Raw genomic sequence first — 21,979 nt, forward strand, 5'->3', positions numbered from 1 at the left:
AGGGCTCATGCGTTCACGGCCCTTTTCAGAAGAGGTAGAATGTGTGGATGTATGTGGATATATGTAGAGGTGTATGCGGAAGATCAGTGAGCCTGATGGAATGCTGCCTTGCCCGGGTATACGGAACTCTTGCCGAGTGCTTCTTCAATGCGCAGCAGCTGATTGTACTTGGCGACGCGTTCCGAACGCGACGGTGCGCCCGTCTTGATCTGGCTCGTGTTGAGGGCGACCGCGAGGTCGGCAATCGTCGTATCTTCCGTCTCACCGGAACGGTGGGAGACAATGGCCGTGTAACCGGCCTCATGCGCCATCTTGATGGCCTCGAGCGTCTCGGAGAGCGTGCCAATCTGGTTGAGCTTGATGAGGATGGAATTGCCGCAGCCGAGCTCAATGCCCTTCTTGAGGCGCTTCGTATTCGTGACGAAGAGATCATCACCGACGAGCTGGACCTTGTCGCCGAGGACCTTCGTCATCTTCTGCCAGCCTTCCCAGTCTTCCTCATCGAGACCATCCTCGATGGAGTAAATCGGATACTTCTCGACGAGGGACTGCCAATGTGCGATGAGCTCATCCGACGTGAATTCCTTGCCGGACTTCGGCTGCTTGTAGAAGCCCTTGCCCTTTTCGCTCTTCCATTCAGAGGAAGCGGCATCCATGGCCAGGACGAAATCGCGGCCCGGCTCATAGCCGGCGTTGCGGATAGCCTGAAGGATGTGTTCGATCGTGTCCTCATCGCTCTTGAGGTTCGGCGCAAAACCGCCCTCATCGCCGACAGCCGTCGTCTGACCTTCCTTCTTGAGCAGTGCCTGCAGAGCGTGGAATACCTCCGTAGCCCAGCGCAGCCCTTCGCGGAAGGACGGTGCTCCGGCTGGCATGATCATGAATTCCTGCGTATCGACGGAATTCGTCGCATGCGCACCGCCGTTCAGGATGTTCATCATCGGCACCGGCAGGCGGTTGCCGTTGAGGCCGCCCAGGAAACGGTACAGCGGGATATCCTGCGCGATAGCCGCAGCCTTGGCGGCAGCCAGTGACACGGCCAGGATGGCATTGGCGCCGAGATTGGATTTGTCTTCCGTGCCGTCGAGTGCGAGCATGATGCCGTCCACGGCATAGATGTCCGACGCATCCGCACCGACGAGAGCCGGCGCGATTTTTTCGTTGATGTTCGCGACCGCCTTCGAAACACCCTTGCCGCCGTACTTCGCCTTGTCGCCATCGCGCAGTTCCAGTGCCTCAAACTCGCCCGTCGAAGCACCGGAAGGAGCAGCCGCACGGCCAACCGAACCGTCCGCGAGCGTCACCTCGGCTTCTACCGTCGGATTGCCGCGGGAGTCGATGATCTCCCGGCCAATGACCTGCATGATCTGTAAATATTCTTTCATGGGGAACGCCTCCTTGATATTCATTTTCATTTATATCTTCAGTATATCATAGTTGAGAACTATTTTCAATAAAAACTTTTCTCAAATGCTGGAATCCTTGTTTCAACCTTCGCCTCTATCGTAACGTGATTTTCCCCTGCAGGCTGTATCATTTGTTACAGAGCACAAGAAAGGATACGGTAGTAGTACGATTTGTGCGCATTTCTTTACATTTTTCTCTTCGGTTGGATAACATTTTTACTTATTATATATTTTTTCCAAGAAAGTCGAGACAAATGTTCTTTTCTATGCTATCATATACTCTATCAAAAACAGTTGTACACATATAAAAGACACTGTACCAATATTTCTTAGGAGGCTGTTTCATGGAATCATTCATCCCTATCCTCAATGCCATTGACTCCTTTATGTGGGGCCCCCCGCTCATCACGCTGCTCGTCGGTACGGGCATCTTCCTGACCATCCGTCTGAAGCTTCTGCAGGTCTTCCGCCTGCCGCATGCACTGCGCCTGATCTTCAAGGCACAGAACAACGGCCGCGGCGATGTCTCGAGCTTCAAGGCCCTCTGCGTCGCGCTTGCCGCCACGGTCGGCACAGGCAACATCGTCGGTGTCGCCACGGCCGTCAAGGTCGGCGGTCCCGGCGCCCTGTTCTGGATGTGGGTCGCCGCCTTCTTCGGCATGGCCACGAAATACTCCGAAGGCCTGCTGGCTGTAAAATTCCGCTCCGTCGATGAGAAGGGCGACATCGCCGGCGGCCCGATGTTCTACATCCGCAACGGCATGGGCGAAAAATGGAAGCCGCTCGCGACCTTCTTTGCCTTCGCCTGCATCGGCGTGGCCTTCTTCGGCATCGGCACCTTCCCGCAGGTCAATGCCATCGTCGACAGCATGCAGATCTCCTTTGGCTTCCCGAAGATTGCCACGGATGTCATCCTGACGGTCTTCATCGCCGCCATCACGCTTGGCGGCCTGCAGAGCATTGCGAAAGTCGCCTCAGGCGTCATCCCGTTCATGGCACTTTCCTACATCGCCATCAGCCTCGGCCTCATCGTCATCAACATCGACCAGGTCCCGGCAGCACTCGGACTCATCATCTCGGATGCCTTCACGGGCACGGCTGCAGCCGGCGGCTTTGCCGGTTCCACAGTCATGATGGCCATGCAGAACGGCATTGCCCGCGGCGTCTTCTCCAATGAATCCGGCCTCGGCTCCGCGCCGATTGCCGCTGCTGCAGCCAAGACGAAATGGCCGGCCGAGCAGGGACTAATTTCCATGACCGGTACCTTCATCGATACGATCATCATCTGCACGATGACGGGCCTCTCGCTCGTCCTCACGGGCGTCTGGCAGGGCGATCTCGCCGGTGCAGCCATGACGAGCGCGGCGTTTGCCACCTCCTACGGCTTCATCGGCAGCCAGCTCCTGACGATTGCCCTCGTGCTCTTCGCCTTCACGACGATCCTCGGCTGGAACTACTACGGCGAACGCGCCTGCATCTACCTCTTCGGCACGAAGGGCGTCATGCCCTACCGCCTGATCTTCATCGCGCTGATTGCATCGGGTGCCTTCCTCAAGCTCGAAGCCATCTGGGTGCTCGCCGATATCGTCAACGGCCTCATGGCCATCCCGAACCTCATTGCACTTATCGCACTCTCCGGCGTCATCGTCGCGGAAACGAACCGCTACCTCAACCGCCGCCAGCGCGCAAAACGCATCATAAAACACTGATGATCAAAAACACACGCTGCAAGGACTTTTGAGGAGGGGATATGTGGACATAAGCGAAGCGTTGGCGCCCTGCGTCAAGAATCGATTTAGCAGGCCGACTTCGCGCAGCGTTGTCCGCATATCCCCGGAGCCCCTTTTCCCTTGCAGCCCCAAAGGCCATTGTCTTGCGTCAATCGCGCGTAAGGCAATGGCCTTTTTTCCTGCCCCGTAGTAAAATAAAAGTAATACGCATTCAGAAAGAAGGTTTTTCCTACGGGTACGCACATGCATACGCTCCTAAAATCAAACCGGCAGGTCTTCCTCGAAGGAGTTCACGACGGCACGCCGATTGCCCTCGGGTACTTCGTCGTCTCCTTCACGCTGGGCATCGCCGCCCGCAACGCCGGGCTCGACCCTCTGCAGGGCTTCCTGGCCAGCTTCTTCAACAATGCCTCAGCCGGCGAATACGCGGGCTTCACGGTCATCGCGGCTGACGCCCCGTACCTCGAGATCGTCCTGATCACGCTCGTGGCCAATGCCCGCTACATGCTCATGAGCTGCGTTGTCAGCCAGAAATTCCGTCCCGGCACCTCCATCTGGCACCGCATCTTCGTCGGCTTTGACATCACCGACGAGATTTTCGGCATCACAATCGCACGCCACGGCTCGCTCAACCCCTATTACAATTACGGAGCCATGGCACTTGCACTGCCCGGCTGGTCGCTCGGCACGGCACTCGGCGTCGTCGCCGGCAACATCCTGCCCGGCAGCGTGGTCAGCGCCCTCTCCGTCGCACTCTACGGCATGTTCCTCTGGGTCATCATCCCGCCCGCAAGAACGAACCGCGTCGTCGCAGGACTCGTGCTCCTGAGCTTCGCGCTGAGCCTTGCCGCCTCACTCGCTCCCGTGCTCTCCAGTTGTTCATCCGGCACGCGCACGATCATCCTGACTGTCGTCATCGCCGCGCTCGGCGCCATTCTCTTCCCAATTGACGATCAGACAGGCCCCATCGAAGACGAGGAAGAAGGAGGAGACGGCCATGCAGCATGATATCTACATCTACCTCATCCTGATGTCAGCCGTGACGCTGGCCATCCGCATCCTGCCGCTGACCCTGATCCGCGGCCAGATCCGCAGCCGTTTCTGGCGTTCCTTCCTGTTTTACGTACCTTACGTAACACTGGCCGTCATGACGTTCCCGGCCATCACCGAAGCCACGCAGACGCCCGTAAGCGGCACGCTGGCCCTGGTTTGCGGCATCGCCCTCGCCTGGTATGGCGCGAGCCTCTTCAAGGTCGCAGCAGCCTGCTGCCTCGTCGTCTTCATCAGCGAGCTCATCCTGCTCTGACTAACAGAAAAACAGGAGCCCTGCATCATTCAGGACTCCTGTTTTCTTATGCGCAGACGACCGAGATGCGCTGCTGGATGTGATGGCCCTTCTCAATCTCATCGACCATCGCAATGGCGTAGTCGGCATACGAGATGACGGATTCATTCCTGCTGTTGAGCGTGAACTCTTCACCGGCGAGAATGTACTTGCCCGTGCGCTCGCCGTCGGCCTGGAAATCAGCGGCCGGACTGATGTGCGTCCACTTGACGTCCTTGCGCTCGCGCAGCTCGTCGAGGGATTTGGCCATTGCCTTGGACAGCGGCAGATACTCTGCCGGGAAATCCGGCGCATCGAACAACTGCATCGTATGCTCTGGATTGAGGTAGAGTGAACCGGCGCCACCGACGATCAGCAGGCGCGTATCCGTACCCGAGAGGATGTCGGCGAGGTGCTGCGTCGTCGTGGAATAAAGAGGCAGTGTCTCTTCCTTCCAAGCGCCGAATCCATCGACAACGGCATCGAAACCAGCGAGGTCTTCCTTCGTGAGGTCGAGGATGTCTTTCTTGCGGTAATCCTTTGCCTGCGTGTCATTTTCCGCATGGCGGCCAAAGGCGACAACCTCATGGCCGCGATTCAGGGCCTCGGCGATAACTTTCTTAGCGACACGTCCATTTGCTGCTACAACTGCGATTTTCATGATAACATTCTCCTTTTCACGCTCAGAGCTCTGCCCCGTTTCTTTCGCAATTAATTATGTAACTTTCTTTATTACATCTTATATTTCGTATAATACCATCCACGAGTATTGTTGTCAATAATTTTATTACATCTTTTTCCAAAAAAGAACACGCAGCAATTTCCAAGAAATGCGTGCGTGTTCTTGCTATCAGACTTCCCGTATAAAACAGTAAATCACCATGGCACCTCAAGAGTTTTCACCTATATCATGTACTACATCCTTTTCAATCAGGCGATGCTCAACAATAGACGCATAGAACACCCTCCCGTAGTTGGGATTGTCTGCCAGCCGCCAGATGGAGTACACCTGCTTCCGATTGCCCTTGAACGTATGGATGCAGTAAACCACGCTTCTTGCCTGGCGTGACGCCGCATCGTCCAGCTGATGAAGAATCATCGCCTGGATACGCGGCCTGTCACATTCGCAGATAATGTTTTCCTGGATACCATGCGTGAAGTTCATGAACTCGTTGACATTCTGGCACTCAAAGAGCTCGAGCATCGTCTTGTTGACGAAAAGGATTCTGCCGTGTGGAGTGGCCTCGCAGACGAGCAAGGCCGTTGGCAGATTGCTTGCAATCGTCTCCAGGTTGAAGCCGAGCGACGTGCGGTTGAGCTTCTCCATCGTCTCCTCATAGCAGCGATAGTGATTGCGCCCGCGCAGCTTGACAGCGTAAAGCGCCGCATCAGCCTGATGGAAGAGCTTCGAGAGCGTCATATCGGCGCCCGTATACAGGGCATAGCCGATGGACACGGAAAAATCATGCGTCTCGCCGCCAAAGCAGAAGTACTTCGGCTGCGCGGAAAAAGCCTTGATCTTGTCCAGGACCTCTTCAGGCGTGGCATTCTTCATGAAGACGGCAAACTCATCGCCGCCGTTGCGCCCGATGATGTGATTCTCGCCGAAGGCGGCACGCAGTTTGCGTGCCAGTGTACGCAGGGCTTCATCGCCGGCCAGATGGCCATGAAGATCATTGATGAACTTGAACGCATCGATGTCGATGCTGATGAGCGCACCCGGCTCATTGGGATGGCGCAGCAGCCAGGTCTGGATGGCATGGTCAAGGCCCATGCGATTGAGAATGCCCGTCAGGGGATCATGGCGCGAAACGTATTGCAGATTTTGCTGCGACGCAGCCACCTTCTGTACCATCGACTGGAAATTGCGGCTGAGCTCGCCAATATCATCCTGATGCGTATCATGCAGATCGATATCGAAACGGCCAGCCTCCACCGATTTTGCCGCGCCGATGACCTTCTGCAGGCAGATGGACAGGCGGTTGATCATGAAGACGGGCAGCAGCGAGACGATGAGGCAGACGAGAATCAGGCCGATGCCCATCTGCATCAGGGCTTTATGCGTCCGGGAATAAATCTGACGGACATTGCGCAGATCCATGAGATTCATGTTGTTGCGCAGCGACGTCACCGCCGCGATGCTGTCCTTGCCTTTCCATTGATACGAAATCATCTTGGCATCGGTCATGCCGGCAACTTTCACTTCATCCGTGGAGCTTTCCAGATGGATATCGAGATCCTCGAGCCGCACGCCCTGGGGATTTTCCGGTGAATACGTTATCTTGCCGCTGGCATCGCTGAGGATCATCATGCCGTGATCGCCTTCCGGCGGTTCATCCCCATAAATGTCGCGCATAAATGACTCAAAATCGAGGTCGATGCCCAGGATGGCCACCATGACCCCCTGCTTATAGACAGGGCATACGTAGGAGATGATATAACGCTGCAAGACCTCTGAATAATACGGCGCGAGCCAGGCGGCCTGTCCCTGCTCGGTCATGTAGGCAAATGCCTTGACATGGCGTGGCGAAGAAGAAAGCCCCTCCGCACGAGCTCTTGCCCGTACATCGGTAAATGTGCCGTTCTTGTCCATATCCGCCTTCCAGAGAGCGGAAACATTCTCCGACGGATAATACAGATAGTACGAACAGATCAGGCTGAGCCCCGGCACGGCGTCCTGGAAATCATTGTCCACGAGTCTGGCCACGTTCCGCTGAAACGCCGGATCCCGGAGCAGCCGGGTATCCGTGATTTCCCGTTCAACGGAATGCGTCGCATAATCCACGATATTTTCGGAACGCAGCAGTTCATCATTCATATCAGCCGTCTTCCCGTCGACAATATGATTCATATTCTGCAGCTCATAATCATGCGTCAGATGTGAAATTGTCCAGATACTGATGCCACCCATGCAAAGGGCCATCAGAAGCATGCCGGCCAGGCACACCGCCAAGACCTTTCGTTTTAACGAGTAAAACAGCTTCATGACAAATCCTTTCCGTCTGACTGCAATCCGTAAGCAATTGAATGTCTGAGATTGGTTCCTTTCCAATCATTATATCTTATTCGCCAGAAGAACGAATATTCCTGTATTTATTTCAGGTATTTTTGCCCCCCCCCGAAAGGACAAACAGGTTCTGCCAGCAGTTCCGTCTGCTCCGGCTCCCCTTTGCTGCCTTCGGGACGCGAGGGAAAGAAGACCTGCAGGACGCGCGCATCAGCCGGTTTCCCCGCATAAGCGCCGATCAGGAAGAACAGCAGCGAGACGGTGATGCCAATGGTAATCTGGTGGAGGCCCATGACCTTGAAGCCAAGGCCCTGCGTCAGGCAGTAAGCAAGGGTGCCGCCGCCCATCGACAGGATGGCGCCGAGCTTATTAGCCCTCTTCCAGAAGAGCCCGAAGAGCAGCGTCCAGAAGAAGGCTGTCTCCAGGCCGCCAAACGCGAACATGTTGATGATCCAGATGAGGCTCGGCGGCGTCAGCGCGATGAAGAAGACCGCCACACCGATGGCAGCCGTCACGACAACGGAGAGCAGGCGCAGGCGGCGCGCGGGAACCTCTTCCTCATGCTTCTGCTTATAGTGCAGATAGACATCCTTGACGATGGCCGACGACGCGACGATCAGGAGGCCCGAGATCGTCGAGATCGACGCTGCCAGCGGCCCGATGATGGCAAAGCCCACGAGTGCCGAGGGCATGGCCGCGACGATGGTCTTCGGGATGATGTAGTCGACGCCGCCGTAATCGGCCGGCGAGCCCGTGAGCACGCCATGAGCCAGGATGCCCGTAAAATTGACGCCGATGTTCATGAAGCCCACGACAACCGTGCCGATGAGCATCGCGCGGTGCAGACTCTTCGTGTCCTTGTAGCTGATGCCGCGCACGACGGACTGCGGCAGGGCAATCGTGCAAATGCCCACGAGAATCCACTGCGTGAGATAGAGGCCAACGGGCATGTGTCCGGCCGAAAGCGGTTCCAGCATCTCGGGATGCTGCACGTGGATGTTTTCCATGATGGCCGTGTAGCCGCCGCCAGCCGATAATACGTAATAGAGAAGCAACACGATGCCGCCCATCATCATCAGGGCGCAGCAGGTATCCGTAAAGGCCACGGCCCGGAAGCCGCCGATACTCGTGTAGACGACGACCACGAGGCCGAAGAGCAGGAGCCCCGTCTCGTAGCTGTAGCCCGTGACGGTCGCGAAGAGCTTGGCGCCGCCGACAAACTGAGCCGTCATCGTGCCGCAGAAGAACAGCACGATGATGAAGGCCGCCATGGCCGCGAGGCCATCGGACTGGAATCGTTCACGAATGATATCGACAACGGTCACGGCATCGAAACGACGCGAGAGCAACGCCACTCGCTTGCCAAAGATGCCGAGCACGAGAAAGATGGATGTGACCTGGACGACGGCCATGTAGATCCAGCCGAAACCAATGGAAAATGCCATACCCGGCCCGCCGACAAACGAGCTCACAGAACTGTACGTGGCAACCGTCGTCATGGCCAGCACAAAACCGCCGAGATCGCGGTTGCCGATGAAATACTGGGAGACAAAATCGCGGCCAAGCCCATGACTCGAGCGCCGGACCCAGAAGCTGATGCCCACCATGATGCCCATGAAGACGAGCAGCGGCAAGAGTGCCAAGAGATTCCCCTCATTTGTCATGACGAGTCACCTCCTCATCCTCAAGCGACATATCGCGGAAGACGAAATGCGTCAGCGCCTTGACGCCCACGATGGCAAACACCCATACGCCGAGGCTCGATGCCCAGACCCAGAGCGGCAGATGCAAAAACTCCACCTGTGTGCCCGCGAGGCCAAAGCCCGCCGCCGTCCAGAACAGGATCAGCGCGAGCAGCAGCGCTCCCGTCGCACCAGCTTCTTTCTTGACCTGCTGGTACTTCTCATAGTTATTCATGTTTTTCCTCCTTGTACAGTCGCACCTTAATCCATGCGTACCGTCGTTTTTATGATAACACGATTGGGAGGAAATGCCAAACAGAACAAAGAGCAGGAACCGTTAAAAAAACAGCTCCTGCTCTTTGTTTATAGAATGTTTCACAATGTAATATGGAAGCAAACACCAGCTGCCGCTCGCAGGCGGCGAGCCGGTGTTTGGCTTAGTCAGCTTCATGCAACATCCGTAATGTTGATCTCATGACCTTTTGCCTCGGTCTTGGCCGTCTTCGGCATATGGACGGCGAGAACGCCATCTTTGTACTCAGCGGTGCATTTGGCATCATCGATGTTGTCGATGTAGAACGAACGGCTCATCGAGCTCGTATGACGCTCGCGGCGTACATAGTTGCCCTTCTCGTCCTTTTCATCAGCCTTCTCATCCTTCTTCGTGGCGATGGTCAGGTAATTGTTCTCGTAGGTAAGGGAGATGTCTTCCTTCTTGAGGCCAGGCAGCTCAGCCGTAAGATCGTAACTGTCGCCATTATCTTTGACATCAACCTTGAATTCCGGAGCCTTGAAGCTCGTCATGAACGGTTCATCAAAGACGTCCAGCAGGCGATCGAATACGTTGTCTTCCTTAGCTAAATCATGACGTGATGCAAATGGAACCAAACCAAACATAATCAAGATCCCCTTTCTGAAGTCTCAGCCCGTGGCATAAGCCCTGCAGCTCTTTGCCCGGACCCTTTTGCGAATTGTTGAGATTACGCCCGGAGGTTTGCGGTTCGCTCTCGGGCCTTCCGGCCTTTCTGCTCTCTCAACCTCCTTACAATTCTTATTATACTCAAATTAGTCAAAAAGTCAATAAGTCAAAAAGAAAAAATAGATTTTTTTGCAAAAAAGCAGGGCCGCCTGCACGAAAGACAGACAGCCCTGCTGAAAATACTATGCACTTAGTCCAGAGCCTTGAACGCCTGGTCGAGATCGTAGATGATATCGTCGATATGCTCCGTACCGATGGACAGGCGGATCGTCGACGGTGTGATGCCGGAAGCGGCGAGCTCCTGCTCGTTCATCTGGGAATGCGTCGTCGAAGCCGGATGGATGACAAGGGATTTAACATCGGCCACATTTGCCAGCAGGCTGAAGACCTTGAGGTGGTCGATGAACTTCTTGGCAGCCTCAGCGCCGCCCTTGATCTCGAACGTGAAGATCGAAATGCCGCCGTTCGGGAAGTACTTCTTGTAGAGCTCATGATCCGGATGATTCGGCAGCGACGGATGGTTGACCTTATCGACATGCGGGTTCTTGGCGAGATAATCGACGACCTTGAGGGCGTTCTCAACATGGCGCTCGACACGCAGCGACAGCGTCTCCGTGCCCTGCAGCAGCAGGAAAGCATTGAACGGCGAGAGCGTTGCGCCCTCATCGCGCAGAATCAGCGTGCGGACGTACGTCGCAAAGGCTGCGGCGCCGACATCCTTGGCAAAGCTGATGCCATGATAGCTCGGGTTCGGCTCAACGAACTGCGGGAACTTGCCCGAAGCAATCCAGTCAAACTTGCCGCCGTCGACGAGCACGCCGCCAAGCGTCGTGCCGTGGCCGCCGATAAATTTCGTTGCGGAATGCACGACGATATCAGCACCGTATTCGAACGGACGCAGCTGATACGGCGTCGCAAACGTGCTATCGACGACAAGTGGAATCTTGTGCTTATGCGCGATGTCAGCCACGGCCTGGATATCGATGAGATTGGCATTCGGGTTGCCGACGGACTCGATGTAAACGGCGCGCGTATTCTCCTTGATGGCCTCCTCAAAGACCTCGACGCCCTTCGTCGGATCGACGAACGTCGTCTCGATGCCGTAGTTCGGGAACGTATGCTCAAAGAGGTTGTACGTGCCGCCGTAGATCGTCGTGGCAGCGACGATGTGCTGGCCATGGTGAACGAGAGCCTCGAGCGTATACGTGACGGCAGCTGCGCCGGAAGCAACGGCAACAGCGGCCACGCCGCCCTCGAGTGCTGCGATGCGCTTGGAGAAGACATCCTCCGTTGGATTCGTCAGACGGCCGTAGACATTGCCGGCATCCTTGAGCGCAAAGCGGTCAGCGGCATGCTGCGCATTGTGGAATACGAAGGACGTCGTCTGATAAATCGGTACGGCACGCGCATCCGTGGCAGGATCAGCCTGCTCCTGACCAACATGCAGCTGCAGCGTTTCAAAATGATACTTTCTCTCTTCACTCATGAATAACGGCCCCTTTCTATGACGGCTCACCCGAATGGTATTTAAACATATCTATTTAATATGTTTACATTATAATTGTAACACTGTAACTTGTCAAGGGGCAGGCTCATTTTTTTACAGTTGTCTGTCCGTCACCAGCAGAAGCCTGTTTATCCCCCGATTCATCTGCCTTGCTATCCGCATCCGGACGATCCCAGATATAGCCGCGCAGGTTCACCTGCTGGATGAGATCCGTCATGGCCTCGCGCGCCAGATAGGAAGCCGTGCCCGTCGTGGAATAGTCGTCATCGTAGAAACGGGAGGCCTTCTTATCGACGACCTTGTCCGTTGCACGGTCGTACACAACGAGCTCAAGCGAAACGTAACTGTGCAGAATGATGTCACGGTCCCAGTGCCAGCTCATCGTCGTGTACTGGACGTAGTCGTTGACAATGGGGATTACGACGAGATCCGCGCCGAGCTTATCGGCTATGACCTTTGCCCTGTCCTTGACTTTCCGCGAGCTGCTTTCATCTACGGCCTCATCCCAGGCAGCCAGGCAGTCCTTCTCCGGCAGGTACTCCACACGGTGCAGCGTGCCGTTGAGCGGCACATGCAGAGCCCTGTCGATCTGCCTCTCGAGGTCATCCGTCACCTCCAGGCCCGGCTCGAGCCAGGACGACTGCACGATGAGCGGAAACTGCGCCACCTTCAAGGGCTGGCGTTCCGCCGCTCCCGCCACGCTGCAGAAAGCCGTCAGCATCACGAGCATACAGAGAAAAGAGAGTAACTTGCGCATGATAAACACCTCCAGAACATCTCAGGCAGCGCCCATTTTCGCACGCGGCACTGCCAGAATCAATGAATGGCCTTTTTCTTGAACCGACCGCCCACGATATCGTGCACGGCATTGATCGTCACGAAGGCATTCTCATCCTTCTCTAGCACGATTTCCTTGAGCTTGTCGACCTCGAGGCGGGTGACGACGCAGTAGAGGACTTCCTTTGGCTCACCAGTGTAGCCGCCCTGGCCGTGCAGCAGGGTGACGCCACGGCCCAGGCGGTCGTTGAGGGCGGAAGTAATCTCGTCATGCTCGTTCGTGACAATCATGACGGCGTACGACTCATCGAGTCCCTTGATGACCACATCGATCATCTTTGAGATGACGAAGTAAGCCACCAGGGAATACATAGCCTTATCCCAGCCATAGAGCAGGCCGGCGCTCGACAGGATGAAGAGGTTGATGAACATGACGACCTCGCCAACTGAGAACACGGACTTCTTGTCCATGATGATGGCCACGATTTCCGTGCCATCGAGTGAGCCGCCCGCGCGGATGATGAGGCCCACGCCGAGGCCGTCGATGATGCCACCGAAAATAGCCGCGAGGAACGGGTCATCCGTCACGCGCGGGATGGGAGCGAAGACAGCCGACCAGGCCGAGAGCAGGCAAATGGCTATCGTCGTCGCAATGGCAAAGTTCTTGCCGATCTGCTTGTAGCCGAGATACAAGAACGGGATGTTGAGCAGCACGAGGAATACGCCGAGCGACAGCCCCGTGATCGAGCTCATCATGATGGAAATACCGACGACGCCGCCATCGATAACGTTGTTCGGGATCAGGAACAATTCGAGTCCTACCGCTGCGATGATGGCACCCAGAAAAATCGTCAGGTATTTCTTGACGTAAAATGACACCTTGCGGTGCTGCTGAATTACCGCCTTGGCACGCTCTGTGGGCACAATCTTCTGTACATCTTGCTTGATATCAGTCATCTATCTGCCTCTTTTCCTATTAATATTACGCTTCTGTACTTTACATTATATAAGAAAACACCACCTTTCTCCATGAAAAAAATGTGAAATCTCCATACGACGTCCTTCTCCTGTCCATGAGTGTGCACGAGAAACTTGAATGTATATGATTTACAATTGTTACCAATTATTTATGCTCACTTCTTTTGTATTCATAAGCGGATATGATTGACTTTGACCGACTTTGATGATATTATAGGCATATAGAAAGGTGTGAACGCCATGCTTACGGAAGAACGATATGCCACGATCCTGCGCATCCTCAAGGAGAAGCGGGCCGTGACCGTTCCGGAACTGACCCGTGCACTCTGCACGTCGGAATCCACCATCCGCCGCGACCTGACGGTACTCCACAAACGCGGACTCCTCTACAAGGTCTACGGCGGCGCCACTTCCATCGACAACAACTACAGCGCCATGGAAGAAGACATGCCGACCAAGAACAGCCGCTGCACCGAAGAAAAAATCGCCATTGCACGCCGCGCGGCCGCTCTCGTGACAAGGCGCGACTTCGTATACATCGATGCCGGCTCGACGACGCTGCATCTGGTGGATTTCCTCAAGGAACGTCAGGCTGTCTACGTGACGAACGGCCTGCCTCATGCCTCCCGCCTTTCCGCCAAAGGCTTCAAAGTCTTCATGTTAGGCGGACAGATCAAATCCGTCACGGAAGCCGTCATCGGCACCGAAGCCCTGCACAACCTGGAGCTCTACAACTTCACGAAGGGATTCTTCGGCGTCAACGGCATCAGCGTCAAATCCGGCTTCTCCACGCCGGATTCGAGCGAGGGGCTCGTCAAGAGCGAGGCACTCTCCCGCTGCGAGCACGCGTACGTCCTGGCTGATCAGTCAAAGTTCAACAAGATCTCACCGATCACATTTGCCAATATCTCAAGTGCCACCATCATCACCGGTCATCTCATCGATAGGAAGTATCTGGACTGCACCACGATACTGGAAGGAGAGTAAGAAATGATCTACACCGTAACATTCAACCCATCCCTCGACTACATCGTACGGCTCGATTCCTTCACGGCAGGCGAAATCAACCGCGTGAATTACGAGCAGGTACTCGGCGGTGGCAAGGGCATCAACGTCTCGATTGTCCTCGGCAACCTCGGCCACGAGAGCACGGCCCTCGGCTTCACGGCAGGCTTCACAGGCGAAGAGATCAAGCGCCAGCTCGATACCTTCGGCGTGAAGCACGACTTCGTGCAGCTGCCGGCAGGCTTCACGCGCATCAACGTCAAGGTCAAGGCCGAGAATGAGACGGAAATCAACGGCCAGGGCCCGGACATCAGCGAAGCCAAGCGCGAAGAGCTCTTCGACAAGCTCGACAAGCTCCAGGAAGGCGATACGCTCGTGCTCGCCGGCTCCATCCCGAAGACGCTGCCGGACGACATCTACGAAAAGATCATGGCACGCCTCGAAGGCCGCGGCATCCGCATCGTCGTCGATGCCGAGAAGAAGCTCCTGCTCAACGTCCTCAAGTATCATCCGTTCCTCATCAAGCCGAACAACCACGAGCTCGGCGACATGTTCGGCGTCAAGCTCACGACGGACGAGGAAATCATCACCTACGCCAAGAAACTGCAGGAGAAAGGCGCACAGAACGTGCTGATCTCCATGGCCGGCGACGGCGCCATCATGCTGACGGCAGACGGCCGCCACTTCAAATGCCCGGCACCGAAGGGCAAGCTCGTGAACTCCGTCGGCGCTGGCGACTCCATGGTCGCAGGCTTCATCACGGGCTACATGGAATCGAACGGCGATTTCGAAACAGCCTTCCACATGGGCGTCGCCACGGGCTCCGCTTCCGCCTTCAGCGAGAATCTCGCCACGCGCCCGGAAGTCGAAGCACTCCTGAAAACCATTGCGTAATTCCATCCATTTATCAAAAAGGAGAGAAATAAATGCGTATCACTGACTTGCTCAAGAGTGAGAGCATCGCTCTGGGCGTAAAGCCGACTGACAAGAAGTCAGCCATCCGTCAGCTCGCCGACCTCATGGCAGCGTCCGGCAATCTCGCGGATAAGGAACAGTACTTAAACGATGTCTTCGCCCGCGAAGCTTCTGGCACGACGGGCCTCGGCGACGGCATTGCCACGCCGCACGCCAAGAGCAAAGGCGTTAGAGAAGCCGGCCTCGCCGCCATGACGGTTCCTGAGGGCATGGACTTCGAGTCCATGGACGGCAACCCCGCCCGCCTGTTCTTCATGATTGCGGCTCCGGATTCCGCCAATGACGCTCACATCCAGATCCTGCAGCAGCTGGCCATGATGATCATGGATCCGGACTTCAAGGAAGCCCTGATTGCTGCCAAGACGAAGGAAGAGTTCCTGCACCTCATCGACCTCAAGGAAGATGGCAAGTTCGAAGCACCGAAAGCTGAAGAAGCGGAAACGGTCGAAGAAGCTCCCAAGAGCGACCATATCCAGGTCCTGGCTGTCACGGCCTGCCCGACGGGCATCGCGCACACCTTCATGGCTGCCGAGAGCCTCGAGCAGCATGCCAAGAAGCGCGGCATCTCTATCAAGGTCGAGACGAACGGCTCCGGCGGTGCCAAGAACATCCTGACGGATGCTGAGATTGCCGCAGCTGACGGCATCATCGTCGCCGCCGACAAGAACGTCGCCATGGCCCGCTTCAACGGCAAGAAAGTCGTCATCACGAAGGTTGCCGACGGTATCAACAAGGCCGATGAGCTCATCGACCGCGCGCTTGCAGGCGATGCCCCCGTCTATCACGCTTCGGGCAGCGACACGGAAGAAAGCGCTGCTGACGTCCAGGGCGAGAGCCTCGGCCGCCAGATCTACAAGCATCTCATGAACGGCGTCTCGCACATGCTGCCGTTTGTCGTCGGCGGTGGTATCCTCATCGCCCTGGCCTTCCTGTTCGATGATTACTCCATCGACCCGAAGAACTTCGGCTCCAACACGCCGCTCGCCAAATTCTTCAAAGACATCGGCGGTGCCTCCTTCGGCTTCATGCTGCCGGTCCTCGCCGGTTTCATCTCCATGTCGATTGCTGACCGCCCGGGCCTCGCTGTCGGCTTCGTCGGCGGTGCTCTCGCCGGCACGACGGGCTCCGGCTTCCTCGGCGCCCTGATTGCCGGTTTCCTCGGCGGCTACATCGTCAACTTCCTCAAGAAAGCATCGAAGTGCCTGCCGGAATCGCTCGAAGGCATCAAGCCGATGCTCATCTATCCGTTCTTCGGCATCCTGATCATGGGCTTCATCAGCCTCTTCATCATCGCACCGCCGGTGTCAGCCATCAACACCTGGATGGTTGACACCCTGAAGAACATGGATCCGTCCGCCCGTATCTTCATGGGCATGATCGTCGCCGGCATGATGGCGGTCGACATGGGCGGCCCAATCAACAAGGCTGCTTACGTCACGGGCACGGGTCTCTTGGCTTCCGGTGAGTTCCACGTCATGGCTGCCGTCATGGCAGGCGGCATGGTCCCGCCGCTCGCGATTGCCCTCTGCACGACGTTCTTCAAGAATCGCTTCACGGAGAGCGAGCGCAAGGCCGGTATCACGAATTACGTCATGGGCCTCTCCTTCATCACGGAAGGTGCCATCCCGTTCGCTGCAGCTGACCCGCTGCGCGTCATTCCGTCCTGCGTCATCGGTTCGGCTGTGACGGGTGCATTGACGATGGCCTTCGACTGCACGCTGCGCGCTCCGCACGGCGGCATCTTCGTCGTCCCGACCATCGGCAACCCGCTGATGTACCTCGTATCGATCCTCGTCGGCGCCGTCATCGGCTGCGTCGTGCTCTCCATCCTCAAGAAGCCGCTCAAGAAGGGCGAGGAATAAGAGCATTCACCCCATCAATACAAGCAACAAAAAACGTGTCCGGACGGACACGTTTTTTTATTGCCATGATTCAAATCAGATCGACCCCCTGCACACCCTCGAGGCTGCGCACGGCATCAACCACGATGACGCCCTTGACGCCCTGTGGATTGTAGACCTCCAGGTCGATGGAAAGATACTTGCACCCCTTCTTGCCCCAGCGGCCATCATCAAAGTCATCCGACTTGATCTTGACGCCGCGGATGCGCAAATGCAGCCCCTCCAGGCAATTGTTGATCCGTAGCATCTGTCCCGGACGGTCTATTGTGTGGATGGAGAGCGAGAAATTCTTCTCATGATCCACCCATTCGTCAAGCTTTGAAAGCGTGCCGAGCGTCACGAAGACGAGTGCCGTCGTGATGAGCGCACCGGAATAGAAGCCGCCGCCCACGGCCAGCCCCACGCCTGCGACAACCCAGAGGCAGGCCGCCGTCGTCAGCCCTGTTACTGTCAGCCCCTCCTTCATGATGGCACCGGCGCCGAGGAAACCGATACCACTGACGACCTGCGCCGCCAGACGCGCCGGATCGGCATTCGTATGCCCCTCAACCCCCTGATAAATCCCTTCTGACATCACCATGATGAGGCAGGCGCCGAGACAGACGAGCACATTCGTCCGCAGGCCCGCGGACTTGCGCCGCGACTGCCGCTCATAGCCGATGATGCCGCCCAGGATACAGGACAGCACCAGCCGCGTCAGCAGCTCCCCATTCGATATCATCATAGTCCCCATACATCTGCATCCCTTTCTGTTATCCACAAAAGAATCCACACCTGTGGATAATCTACTTTTCCACAAGCCTCTTTTTTCATTTCCTACTATAATATATACAGCCTTCTGTGCATATTGTGGCTAAAATTTTTCTCCTTTTCTGTGGATAATGTGGATAAATCCGTGGATAACCACCATATATATGAAAATCAGCTTGTCAACGCCCATATCTTGCGCTTTTTGCCGCAAATTTCCCCACCATATCCTGTGGATATCTCAAATACCTCACGGTCTTGTTTTCCACAGGCAATACGGATGAGCAATCAGGCTCGAATTGTAATACCGCGCATCGCCGGAAACCTCCTGCCCGGCCCACTCTGGCTTTTCAAACGGCGTATCCTCCGCCGGCAACTCAATCTCTGCCACACGCAGCCCCACATTGTCTCCCGCGAAGACATCGACCTCCCAAGTAAAGCCGCCCACCTCTTCGAGATAGCGCGTCTTCTCAATGAGCGGCTGCTCGCAGAGCTTCAGCAGAGCCTCGGCATCCGCGCAGGGAATCTCGTACTCAAACTCCAGCCGCCGAATGCCCTCATTGCGTCCCTTGACCGTAAGGAAGCCCTCGTCCCCCTTGATGCGCACGCGCACGGTACGTTCCGGCGCAGACGACAGATATCCCTGCGCAATGCGCACGCCCGCATGTTGTGGCTGCCAGCCCTCTTTCACGAGGAATTTGCGTTCAATCTCATCTGCCATGAAAATCCTCCCCTTTCTTATCCTCATGCTATTCTAACACGCCTACAGTTTTTTTTCAGTCTTGTTGCTTACGATATGATGTGGATATTAAGAAAGTAATTGCATGGGAGCCCGCCGCTCTTTATAATAAGAATATACCCCAATAATGGGGAAGTTTTGCTATCATCAGAAAAGAAGGTATCAATTTGCAAACAAATCCGATCCCGCCGCGCCAGCCACGCCGTTCACGCCGCAAACGCCGCGTCTGGCTCTGGGTGCTGCTGGTCCTGGCCTTTGTCGGCGCAGCAGCTGCCGGTGCCATGTTCGCATCGAACAGCCTGCTCGACAAATCAGCCGACGACGTTGTCGAAGACGGCCTGCTGACTGCCAAGGACAAATCGACCATCATGATCATGGGCGTCGATGAACGAGCAGACGACGTCGGCCGCAGCGACACGCTGATGGTCGCCACCATCGATCCGAAGAAGGACCAGGCCGCTCTCATGTCCATCCCGCGCGATACCCGCGTCAAGATCAAGGGACACGGCTGGGATAAGATCAATGCCGCCTACGCCTACGGCAGTGCCAAGGGCGGCACGGAAGGCGGCGAGAAGCTCGCTCAGCGCACCGTAGAGGATTTCCTCGGCGTCAATATGGACCACTACGTCGTCATCAACATCCAGGCGTTCCAGAAGATCATCGACGCCATCGGCGGCATCGACATCGATGTCGAGAAGCGCATGTACTACGAGGATCCCTGGGACGATGACGGCGGCCTCATCATCGACCTCAAGCCGGGCATGCAGCATATGGATGGCAAGACCGCCGTCACCTACGTGCGTTACCGCGACGAGGAAGGCGACATCGGCCGCATCAAGCGCCAGCAGAAATTCATGAAGGCCTGCATGGACAAGGTCACTTCGCCGACCATCATCCCGAAATTGCCTTCAGTCATCAAGGAAGTCATGTCCTCCGTCAAGACCGACCTCTCCTTCCGCCAGATGCTGGAATTTGCCGGCACGCTCAAGGAAGCCCAGAAGAACGGACTCAAGACGGAGATGGTCCCGGGCAAGCCGCTCTACATCGACGGCGTCAGCTACTGGATCCCAGACCTGCGCAAGCTGCGCACGACGCTTGCCGACACGCTCGGCATTCAGCTCAACGCCAGCGAACGCGCCCTGCTCGACCGTGCCGAGCACGAGTACGAAAGCTCGATCCCAGCCAATGCCACGGCTGCCCCGGCGACGAAATCGTCAAGCAGCAAGAGCAGCACGCAGAAGAGCACGCAGAGCTCGAGCAAATCTCAATCCTCCGGCTCTACAAAGTCGCACAGCTCCTCTTCAACGGAGAACCAGAGCCGCAGTTCCTCCCAGACGCAGGAAAGCAGATCCCCGTCCAGCAGCGTCAGCCAGGGCGCATCTCCAGCCGCCCCAACAAAAAATAGCGGCAACAATAGCAAGACACAGTGATTTTAGCGATAAATCCATAGAAACGTATAGAGAAGCAGACATTTTTTCTGTCTGCTTCTCTTTTTCTTTGAGCATATAACTGCCGGTTATGGGCGCAATTAATAATGGATATTTGTAATTTCCGTATAAAACTATATAATAGTATTCAACACGATTTTACAGATTATTAAGTCATAACTAAAAATAATTTCTAAAGTGTAACATCAGTCACAGTAATCCATAATTATAATCGTTAAACTGAAAATATCGGTAGGAGCTCGATAAGTCGAGCATATGAAAGGGTGTATGAGTATGAATAACATCAATGAAAAGGCATTGGCTTTGCATAGAGAGAACCAGGGCAAAATCGAGATGCGCAGCAAGGTGCCTCTCGAAAAATCACGTGACCTGACGCTGGCTTATTCGCCGGGCGTCGCCGCACCGTGCCTCGAGATCAAGAAGAATCCCGAAACGATTTATGATTATACGGCCAAGGGCAATCTCGTCGCCGTCGTGACGAACGGCAGCGCCGTACTCGGCCTCGGCAACATCGGTGCCGGTGCCGGCCTGCCGGTCATGGAGGGCAAGGCCATCCTGTTCAAGGGCTTTGCCGGTGTCGATTCCGTCCCCATCTGCCTCGACACACAGGATGTCGATGAGATTGTCCGCGCCGTCGAGCTCATGGCTCCGACGTTTGGCGGCATCAACCTCGAGGATATCAAGGCACCGCAGTGCTTCGACATCGAGAAGCGCCTGCGCGAGAAACTCGATATCCCGGTCTTCCACGATGATCAGCACGGCACGGCCATCGTCGTCGTCTCGGCTCTCATCAATGCCTTCAAGCTCACGAAGCGCAACTTCCAGGATTCGAAATTCATCGTCAACGGCGCCGGTGCAGCCGGCCAGGCCATCACGCGCCTGATCTACAACATGGGCGGCCGCAACATCATCCTCTGCGACTCTAAAGGTGCCATCTACACGGGCCGTCCGGAAGGCATGAATCCATACAAGGATGACATCGCCACGATTACGAACCCCGCGCATCAGGCCGGCAAGCTCGCGGACGTCATCAAAGACGCCGATGTCTTCATCGGTGTTTCCGTAGCCGGCTGTGTCACGAAGGACATGGTCCGCTCGATGAAGAAAGACCCGATCATCATGGGCATGGCCAATCCGACGCCTGAGATCATGCCGGAAGACGCCCATGCCGCCGGTGCCCGCATCGTCTGCACGGGCCGCAGCGATTACCCGAATCAGGTCAACAACCTGCTGGCCTTCCCGGGCATCTTCCGCGGCGCCCTCGACGTCCGCGCCAAAGCCATCAATGAAGAAATGAAGATGGCCGCGGCCAAGGCCATCGCCGGCCTCATCGACGCCAAGGAGCTCGACGAGGATCACATCATCACGAGCCCGTTCGACCCGCGCGTCGCACCGACCGTCGCAGCTGCTGTCGCCAAGGCAGCCATCGAAAGCGGCGTAGCCCGCCGCACGGATGTCACGCCGAAGCAGGTAGCCCGCCATACGCGCGACCTGCTTGAAAACGAGCGCGCCAAAGAAGCAACCGCATGAACGCCATCTTCACCCGCACGAGTATCCGCAAATTCGAGGATAAGCCCGTCGAAAAAGAGAAAATCGACAAGCTGCTGCAGGCAGCCTTCGTCGCACCATCAGCCGGCAACCAGCAGCCTTGGGAATTCTATGTCGTAACGAAGCGTGAGACAATTGAGGCGCTTGCCAAGACGAGTCCCTATGCGGGAGCAGCTGCCAAAGCCCCCGTCGTGCTCGTCATCGCCGCCCGCAAGGACGTCATCTT

General features: G+C 56.2%; 20 protein-coding genes. 9 read left to right on the forward strand and 11 right to left on the reverse strand.

Annotated features, from left to right (window positions below):
* Positions 1–83: 83 nt before the first annotated feature.
* Positions 84–1,385: a phosphopyruvate hydratase gene (eno, locus tag DWZ54_RS02205; protein ID WP_118015513.1), complete on the reverse strand. Its 1,302-nt coding sequence runs from the start codon at positions 1,383–1,385 to the stop codon at positions 84–86.
* A gap of 365 nt (positions 1,386–1,750) precedes the next feature.
* Here eno and DWZ54_RS02210 point away from each other — a divergent pair, with 365 nt between their 5' ends.
* From DWZ54_RS02210 to DWZ54_RS02225, 3 genes are all read left to right on the forward strand, one after another.
* Positions 1,751–3,115 (forward strand): sodium:alanine symporter family protein, encoded by a 1,365-nt coding sequence (locus DWZ54_RS02210; RefSeq protein WP_118474314.1) that lies wholly within the window; start codon positions 1,751–1,753, stop codon positions 3,113–3,115.
* A gap of 264 nt (positions 3,116–3,379) precedes the next feature.
* Positions 3,380–4,144 carry an AzlC family ABC transporter permease gene (locus DWZ54_RS02220; RefSeq protein WP_118474316.1) on the forward strand — a complete coding sequence of 255 codons (765 nt, stop codon included), beginning with the start codon at positions 3,380–3,382 and terminating at the stop codon, positions 4,142–4,144.
* Positions 4,134–4,442, forward strand: coding sequence for an AzlD domain-containing protein (locus DWZ54_RS02225; RefSeq protein WP_118474317.1), 309 nt, complete (start codon positions 4,134–4,136; stop codon positions 4,440–4,442). The genes DWZ54_RS02220 and DWZ54_RS02225 overlap by 11 nt, the downstream gene beginning before the upstream one ends.
* A gap of 46 nt (positions 4,443–4,488) precedes the next feature.
* Here DWZ54_RS02225 and DWZ54_RS02230 read toward each other — a convergent pair whose 3' ends face one another.
* From DWZ54_RS02230 to DWZ54_RS02265, 8 genes are all read right to left on the reverse strand, one after another.
* Positions 4,489–5,121 (reverse strand): NAD(P)-dependent oxidoreductase, encoded by a 633-nt coding sequence (locus DWZ54_RS02230; RefSeq protein WP_118474318.1) that lies wholly within the window; start codon positions 5,119–5,121, stop codon positions 4,489–4,491.
* 228 nt (positions 5,122–5,349) lie between these two features.
* Positions 5,350–7,371 carry a diguanylate cyclase gene (locus tag DWZ54_RS02235; RefSeq protein ID WP_158573592.1) on the reverse strand — a complete coding sequence of 674 codons (2,022 nt, stop codon included), beginning with the start codon at positions 7,369–7,371 and terminating at the stop codon, positions 5,350–5,352.
* A 182-nt stretch (positions 7,372–7,553) separates the two neighbouring features.
* Positions 7,554–9,131, reverse strand: a complete 1,578-nt coding sequence (gene panF / locus DWZ54_RS02240; RefSeq protein ID WP_118015505.1) for a sodium/pantothenate symporter — start codon at positions 9,129–9,131, stop codon at positions 7,554–7,556.
* Complete coding sequence (locus DWZ54_RS02245; protein ID WP_118474320.1) at positions 9,121–9,384, reverse strand: YhdT family protein; 264 nt, start codon at positions 9,382–9,384, stop codon at positions 9,121–9,123. Before DWZ54_RS02245 ends, panF begins: the two co-directional genes overlap by 11 nt.
* Before the next feature lie 212 nt (positions 9,385–9,596).
* Complete coding sequence (locus DWZ54_RS02250) at positions 9,597–10,046, reverse strand: Hsp20/alpha crystallin family protein (protein ID WP_118474321.1); 450 nt, start codon at positions 10,044–10,046, stop codon at positions 9,597–9,599.
* A 272-nt stretch (positions 10,047–10,318) separates the two neighbouring features.
* On the reverse strand, positions 10,319–11,614 hold the full coding sequence (locus DWZ54_RS02255; protein WP_118015502.1) for an O-acetylhomoserine aminocarboxypropyltransferase/cysteine synthase family protein: 1,296 nt from the start codon (positions 11,612–11,614) through the stop codon (positions 10,319–10,321).
* A gap of 106 nt (positions 11,615–11,720) precedes the next feature.
* Positions 11,721–12,392 carry a hypothetical protein gene (locus DWZ54_RS02260; protein ID WP_118474322.1) on the reverse strand — a complete coding sequence of 224 codons (672 nt, stop codon included), beginning with the start codon at positions 12,390–12,392 and terminating at the stop codon, positions 11,721–11,723.
* A gap of 59 nt (positions 12,393–12,451) precedes the next feature.
* A complete protein-coding gene (locus DWZ54_RS02265; protein WP_233541592.1) occupies positions 12,452–13,369 on the reverse strand; it encodes a YitT family protein in 918 nt (305 codons plus the stop codon).
* A gap of 261 nt (positions 13,370–13,630) precedes the next feature.
* Here DWZ54_RS02265 and DWZ54_RS02270 point away from each other — a divergent pair, with 261 nt between their 5' ends.
* The 3 genes from DWZ54_RS02270 to DWZ54_RS02280 are packed head-to-tail and all read left to right on the forward strand — an operon-like array spanning position 13,631 to position 17,232.
* Positions 13,631–14,377 carry a DeoR/GlpR family DNA-binding transcription regulator gene (locus DWZ54_RS02270; RefSeq protein ID WP_118015500.1) on the forward strand — a complete coding sequence of 249 codons (747 nt, stop codon included), beginning with the start codon at positions 13,631–13,633 and terminating at the stop codon, positions 14,375–14,377.
* 3 nt (positions 14,378–14,380) lie between these two features.
* On the forward strand, positions 14,381–15,289 hold the full coding sequence (gene pfkB, locus DWZ54_RS02275; RefSeq protein ID WP_118015499.1) for a 1-phosphofructokinase: 909 nt from the start codon (positions 14,381–14,383) through the stop codon (positions 15,287–15,289).
* A gap of 32 nt (positions 15,290–15,321) precedes the next feature.
* Entirely contained in the window at positions 15,322–17,232 is a 1,911-nt protein-coding gene (locus DWZ54_RS02280; protein WP_118474323.1) for a fructose-specific PTS transporter subunit EIIC, read from the forward strand.
* A gap of 70 nt (positions 17,233–17,302) precedes the next feature.
* On the opposite strand, the gene DWZ54_RS02285 is transcribed toward DWZ54_RS02280, so the two are convergent.
* Together DWZ54_RS02285 and DWZ54_RS02290 are read right to left on the reverse strand one after the other, a co-directional pair.
* The gene (locus tag DWZ54_RS02285) at positions 17,303–17,992 is read right to left on the reverse strand and encodes an MgtC/SapB family protein (protein ID WP_199663175.1); all 690 of its coding nucleotides are present in this window, start codon (positions 17,990–17,992) and stop codon (positions 17,303–17,305) included.
* 276 nt (positions 17,993–18,268) lie between these two features.
* Positions 18,269–18,739: a CYTH domain-containing protein gene (locus DWZ54_RS02290; protein ID WP_118474324.1), complete on the reverse strand. Its 471-nt coding sequence runs from the start codon at positions 18,737–18,739 to the stop codon at positions 18,269–18,271.
* A 185-nt stretch (positions 18,740–18,924) separates the two neighbouring features.
* Here DWZ54_RS02290 and DWZ54_RS02295 point away from each other — a divergent pair, with 185 nt between their 5' ends.
* The 3 genes from DWZ54_RS02295 to DWZ54_RS02305 all read left to right on the forward strand — a co-directional run.
* Positions 18,925–20,187, forward strand: coding sequence for an LCP family protein (locus DWZ54_RS02295; protein ID WP_199663165.1), 1,263 nt, complete (start codon positions 18,925–18,927; stop codon positions 20,185–20,187).
* Between the two features lie 291 nt (positions 20,188–20,478).
* Positions 20,479–21,735, forward strand: coding sequence for an NADP-dependent malic enzyme (locus DWZ54_RS02300; RefSeq protein ID WP_118474325.1), 1,257 nt, complete (start codon positions 20,479–20,481; stop codon positions 21,733–21,735).
* Positions 21,732–21,979, forward strand: a 248-nt coding sequence (locus DWZ54_RS02305) for a nitroreductase family protein (RefSeq protein ID WP_199663167.1), incomplete at its 3' end; no start/stop codon positions are given. The genes DWZ54_RS02300 and DWZ54_RS02305, both read left to right, overlap by 4 nt.

Origin of the sequence: Mitsuokella sp. AF33-22, from assembly GCF_003475755.1 — a bacterium.
In the GTDB taxonomy this organism is placed as follows: domain Bacteria; phylum Bacillota; class Negativicutes; order Selenomonadales; family Selenomonadaceae; genus Mitsuokella.

Bases quoted from the DNA above. Each gene is read 5' to 3' on its own strand.
- eno (WP_118015513.1), bottom strand. From the start codon at position 1,385: ATGAAAGAATATTTACAGATCATGCAGGTCATTGGCCGGGAGATCATC.
- DWZ54_RS02210 (WP_118474314.1), top strand. From the start codon at position 1,751: ATGGAATCATTCATCCCTATCCTCAATGCCATTGACTCCTTTATGTGG.
- DWZ54_RS02220 (WP_118474316.1), top strand. From the start codon at position 3,380: ATGCATACGCTCCTAAAATCAAACCGGCAGGTCTTCCTCGAAGGAGTT.
- DWZ54_RS02225 (WP_118474317.1), top strand. From the start codon at position 4,134: ATGCAGCATGATATCTACATCTACCTCATCCTGATGTCAGCCGTGACG.
- DWZ54_RS02230 (WP_118474318.1), bottom strand. From the start codon at position 5,121: ATGAAAATCGCAGTTGTAGCAGCAAATGGACGTGTCGCTAAGAAAGTT.
- DWZ54_RS02235 (WP_158573592.1), bottom strand. From the start codon at position 7,371: ATGGGTGGCATCAGTATCTGGACAATTTCACATCTGACGCATGATTAT.
- panF (WP_118015505.1), bottom strand. From the start codon at position 9,131: ATGACAAATGAGGGGAATCTCTTGGCACTCTTGCCGCTGCTCGTCTTC.
- DWZ54_RS02245 (WP_118474320.1), bottom strand. From the start codon at position 9,384: ATGAATAACTATGAGAAGTACCAGCAGGTCAAGAAAGAAGCTGGTGCG.
- DWZ54_RS02250 (WP_118474321.1), bottom strand. From the start codon at position 10,046: ATGTTTGGTTTGGTTCCATTTGCATCACGTCATGATTTAGCTAAGGAA.
- DWZ54_RS02255 (WP_118015502.1), bottom strand. From the start codon at position 11,614: ATGAGTGAAGAGAGAAAGTATCATTTTGAAACGCTGCAGCTGCATGTT.
- DWZ54_RS02260 (WP_118474322.1), bottom strand. From the start codon at position 12,392: ATGCGCAAGTTACTCTCTTTTCTCTGTATGCTCGTGATGCTGACGGCT.
- DWZ54_RS02265 (WP_233541592.1), bottom strand. From the start codon at position 13,369: ATGACTGATATCAAGCAAGATGTACAGAAGATTGTGCCCACAGAGCGT.
- DWZ54_RS02270 (WP_118015500.1), top strand. From the start codon at position 13,631: ATGCTTACGGAAGAACGATATGCCACGATCCTGCGCATCCTCAAGGAG.
- pfkB (WP_118015499.1), top strand. From the start codon at position 14,381: ATGATCTACACCGTAACATTCAACCCATCCCTCGACTACATCGTACGG.
- DWZ54_RS02280 (WP_118474323.1), top strand. From the start codon at position 15,322: ATGCGTATCACTGACTTGCTCAAGAGTGAGAGCATCGCTCTGGGCGTA.
- DWZ54_RS02285 (WP_199663175.1), bottom strand. From the start codon at position 17,992: ATGATATCGAATGGGGAGCTGCTGACGCGGCTGGTGCTGTCCTGTATC.
- DWZ54_RS02290 (WP_118474324.1), bottom strand. From the start codon at position 18,739: ATGGCAGATGAGATTGAACGCAAATTCCTCGTGAAAGAGGGCTGGCAG.
- DWZ54_RS02300 (WP_118474325.1), top strand. From the start codon at position 20,479: ATGAATAACATCAATGAAAAGGCATTGGCTTTGCATAGAGAGAACCAG.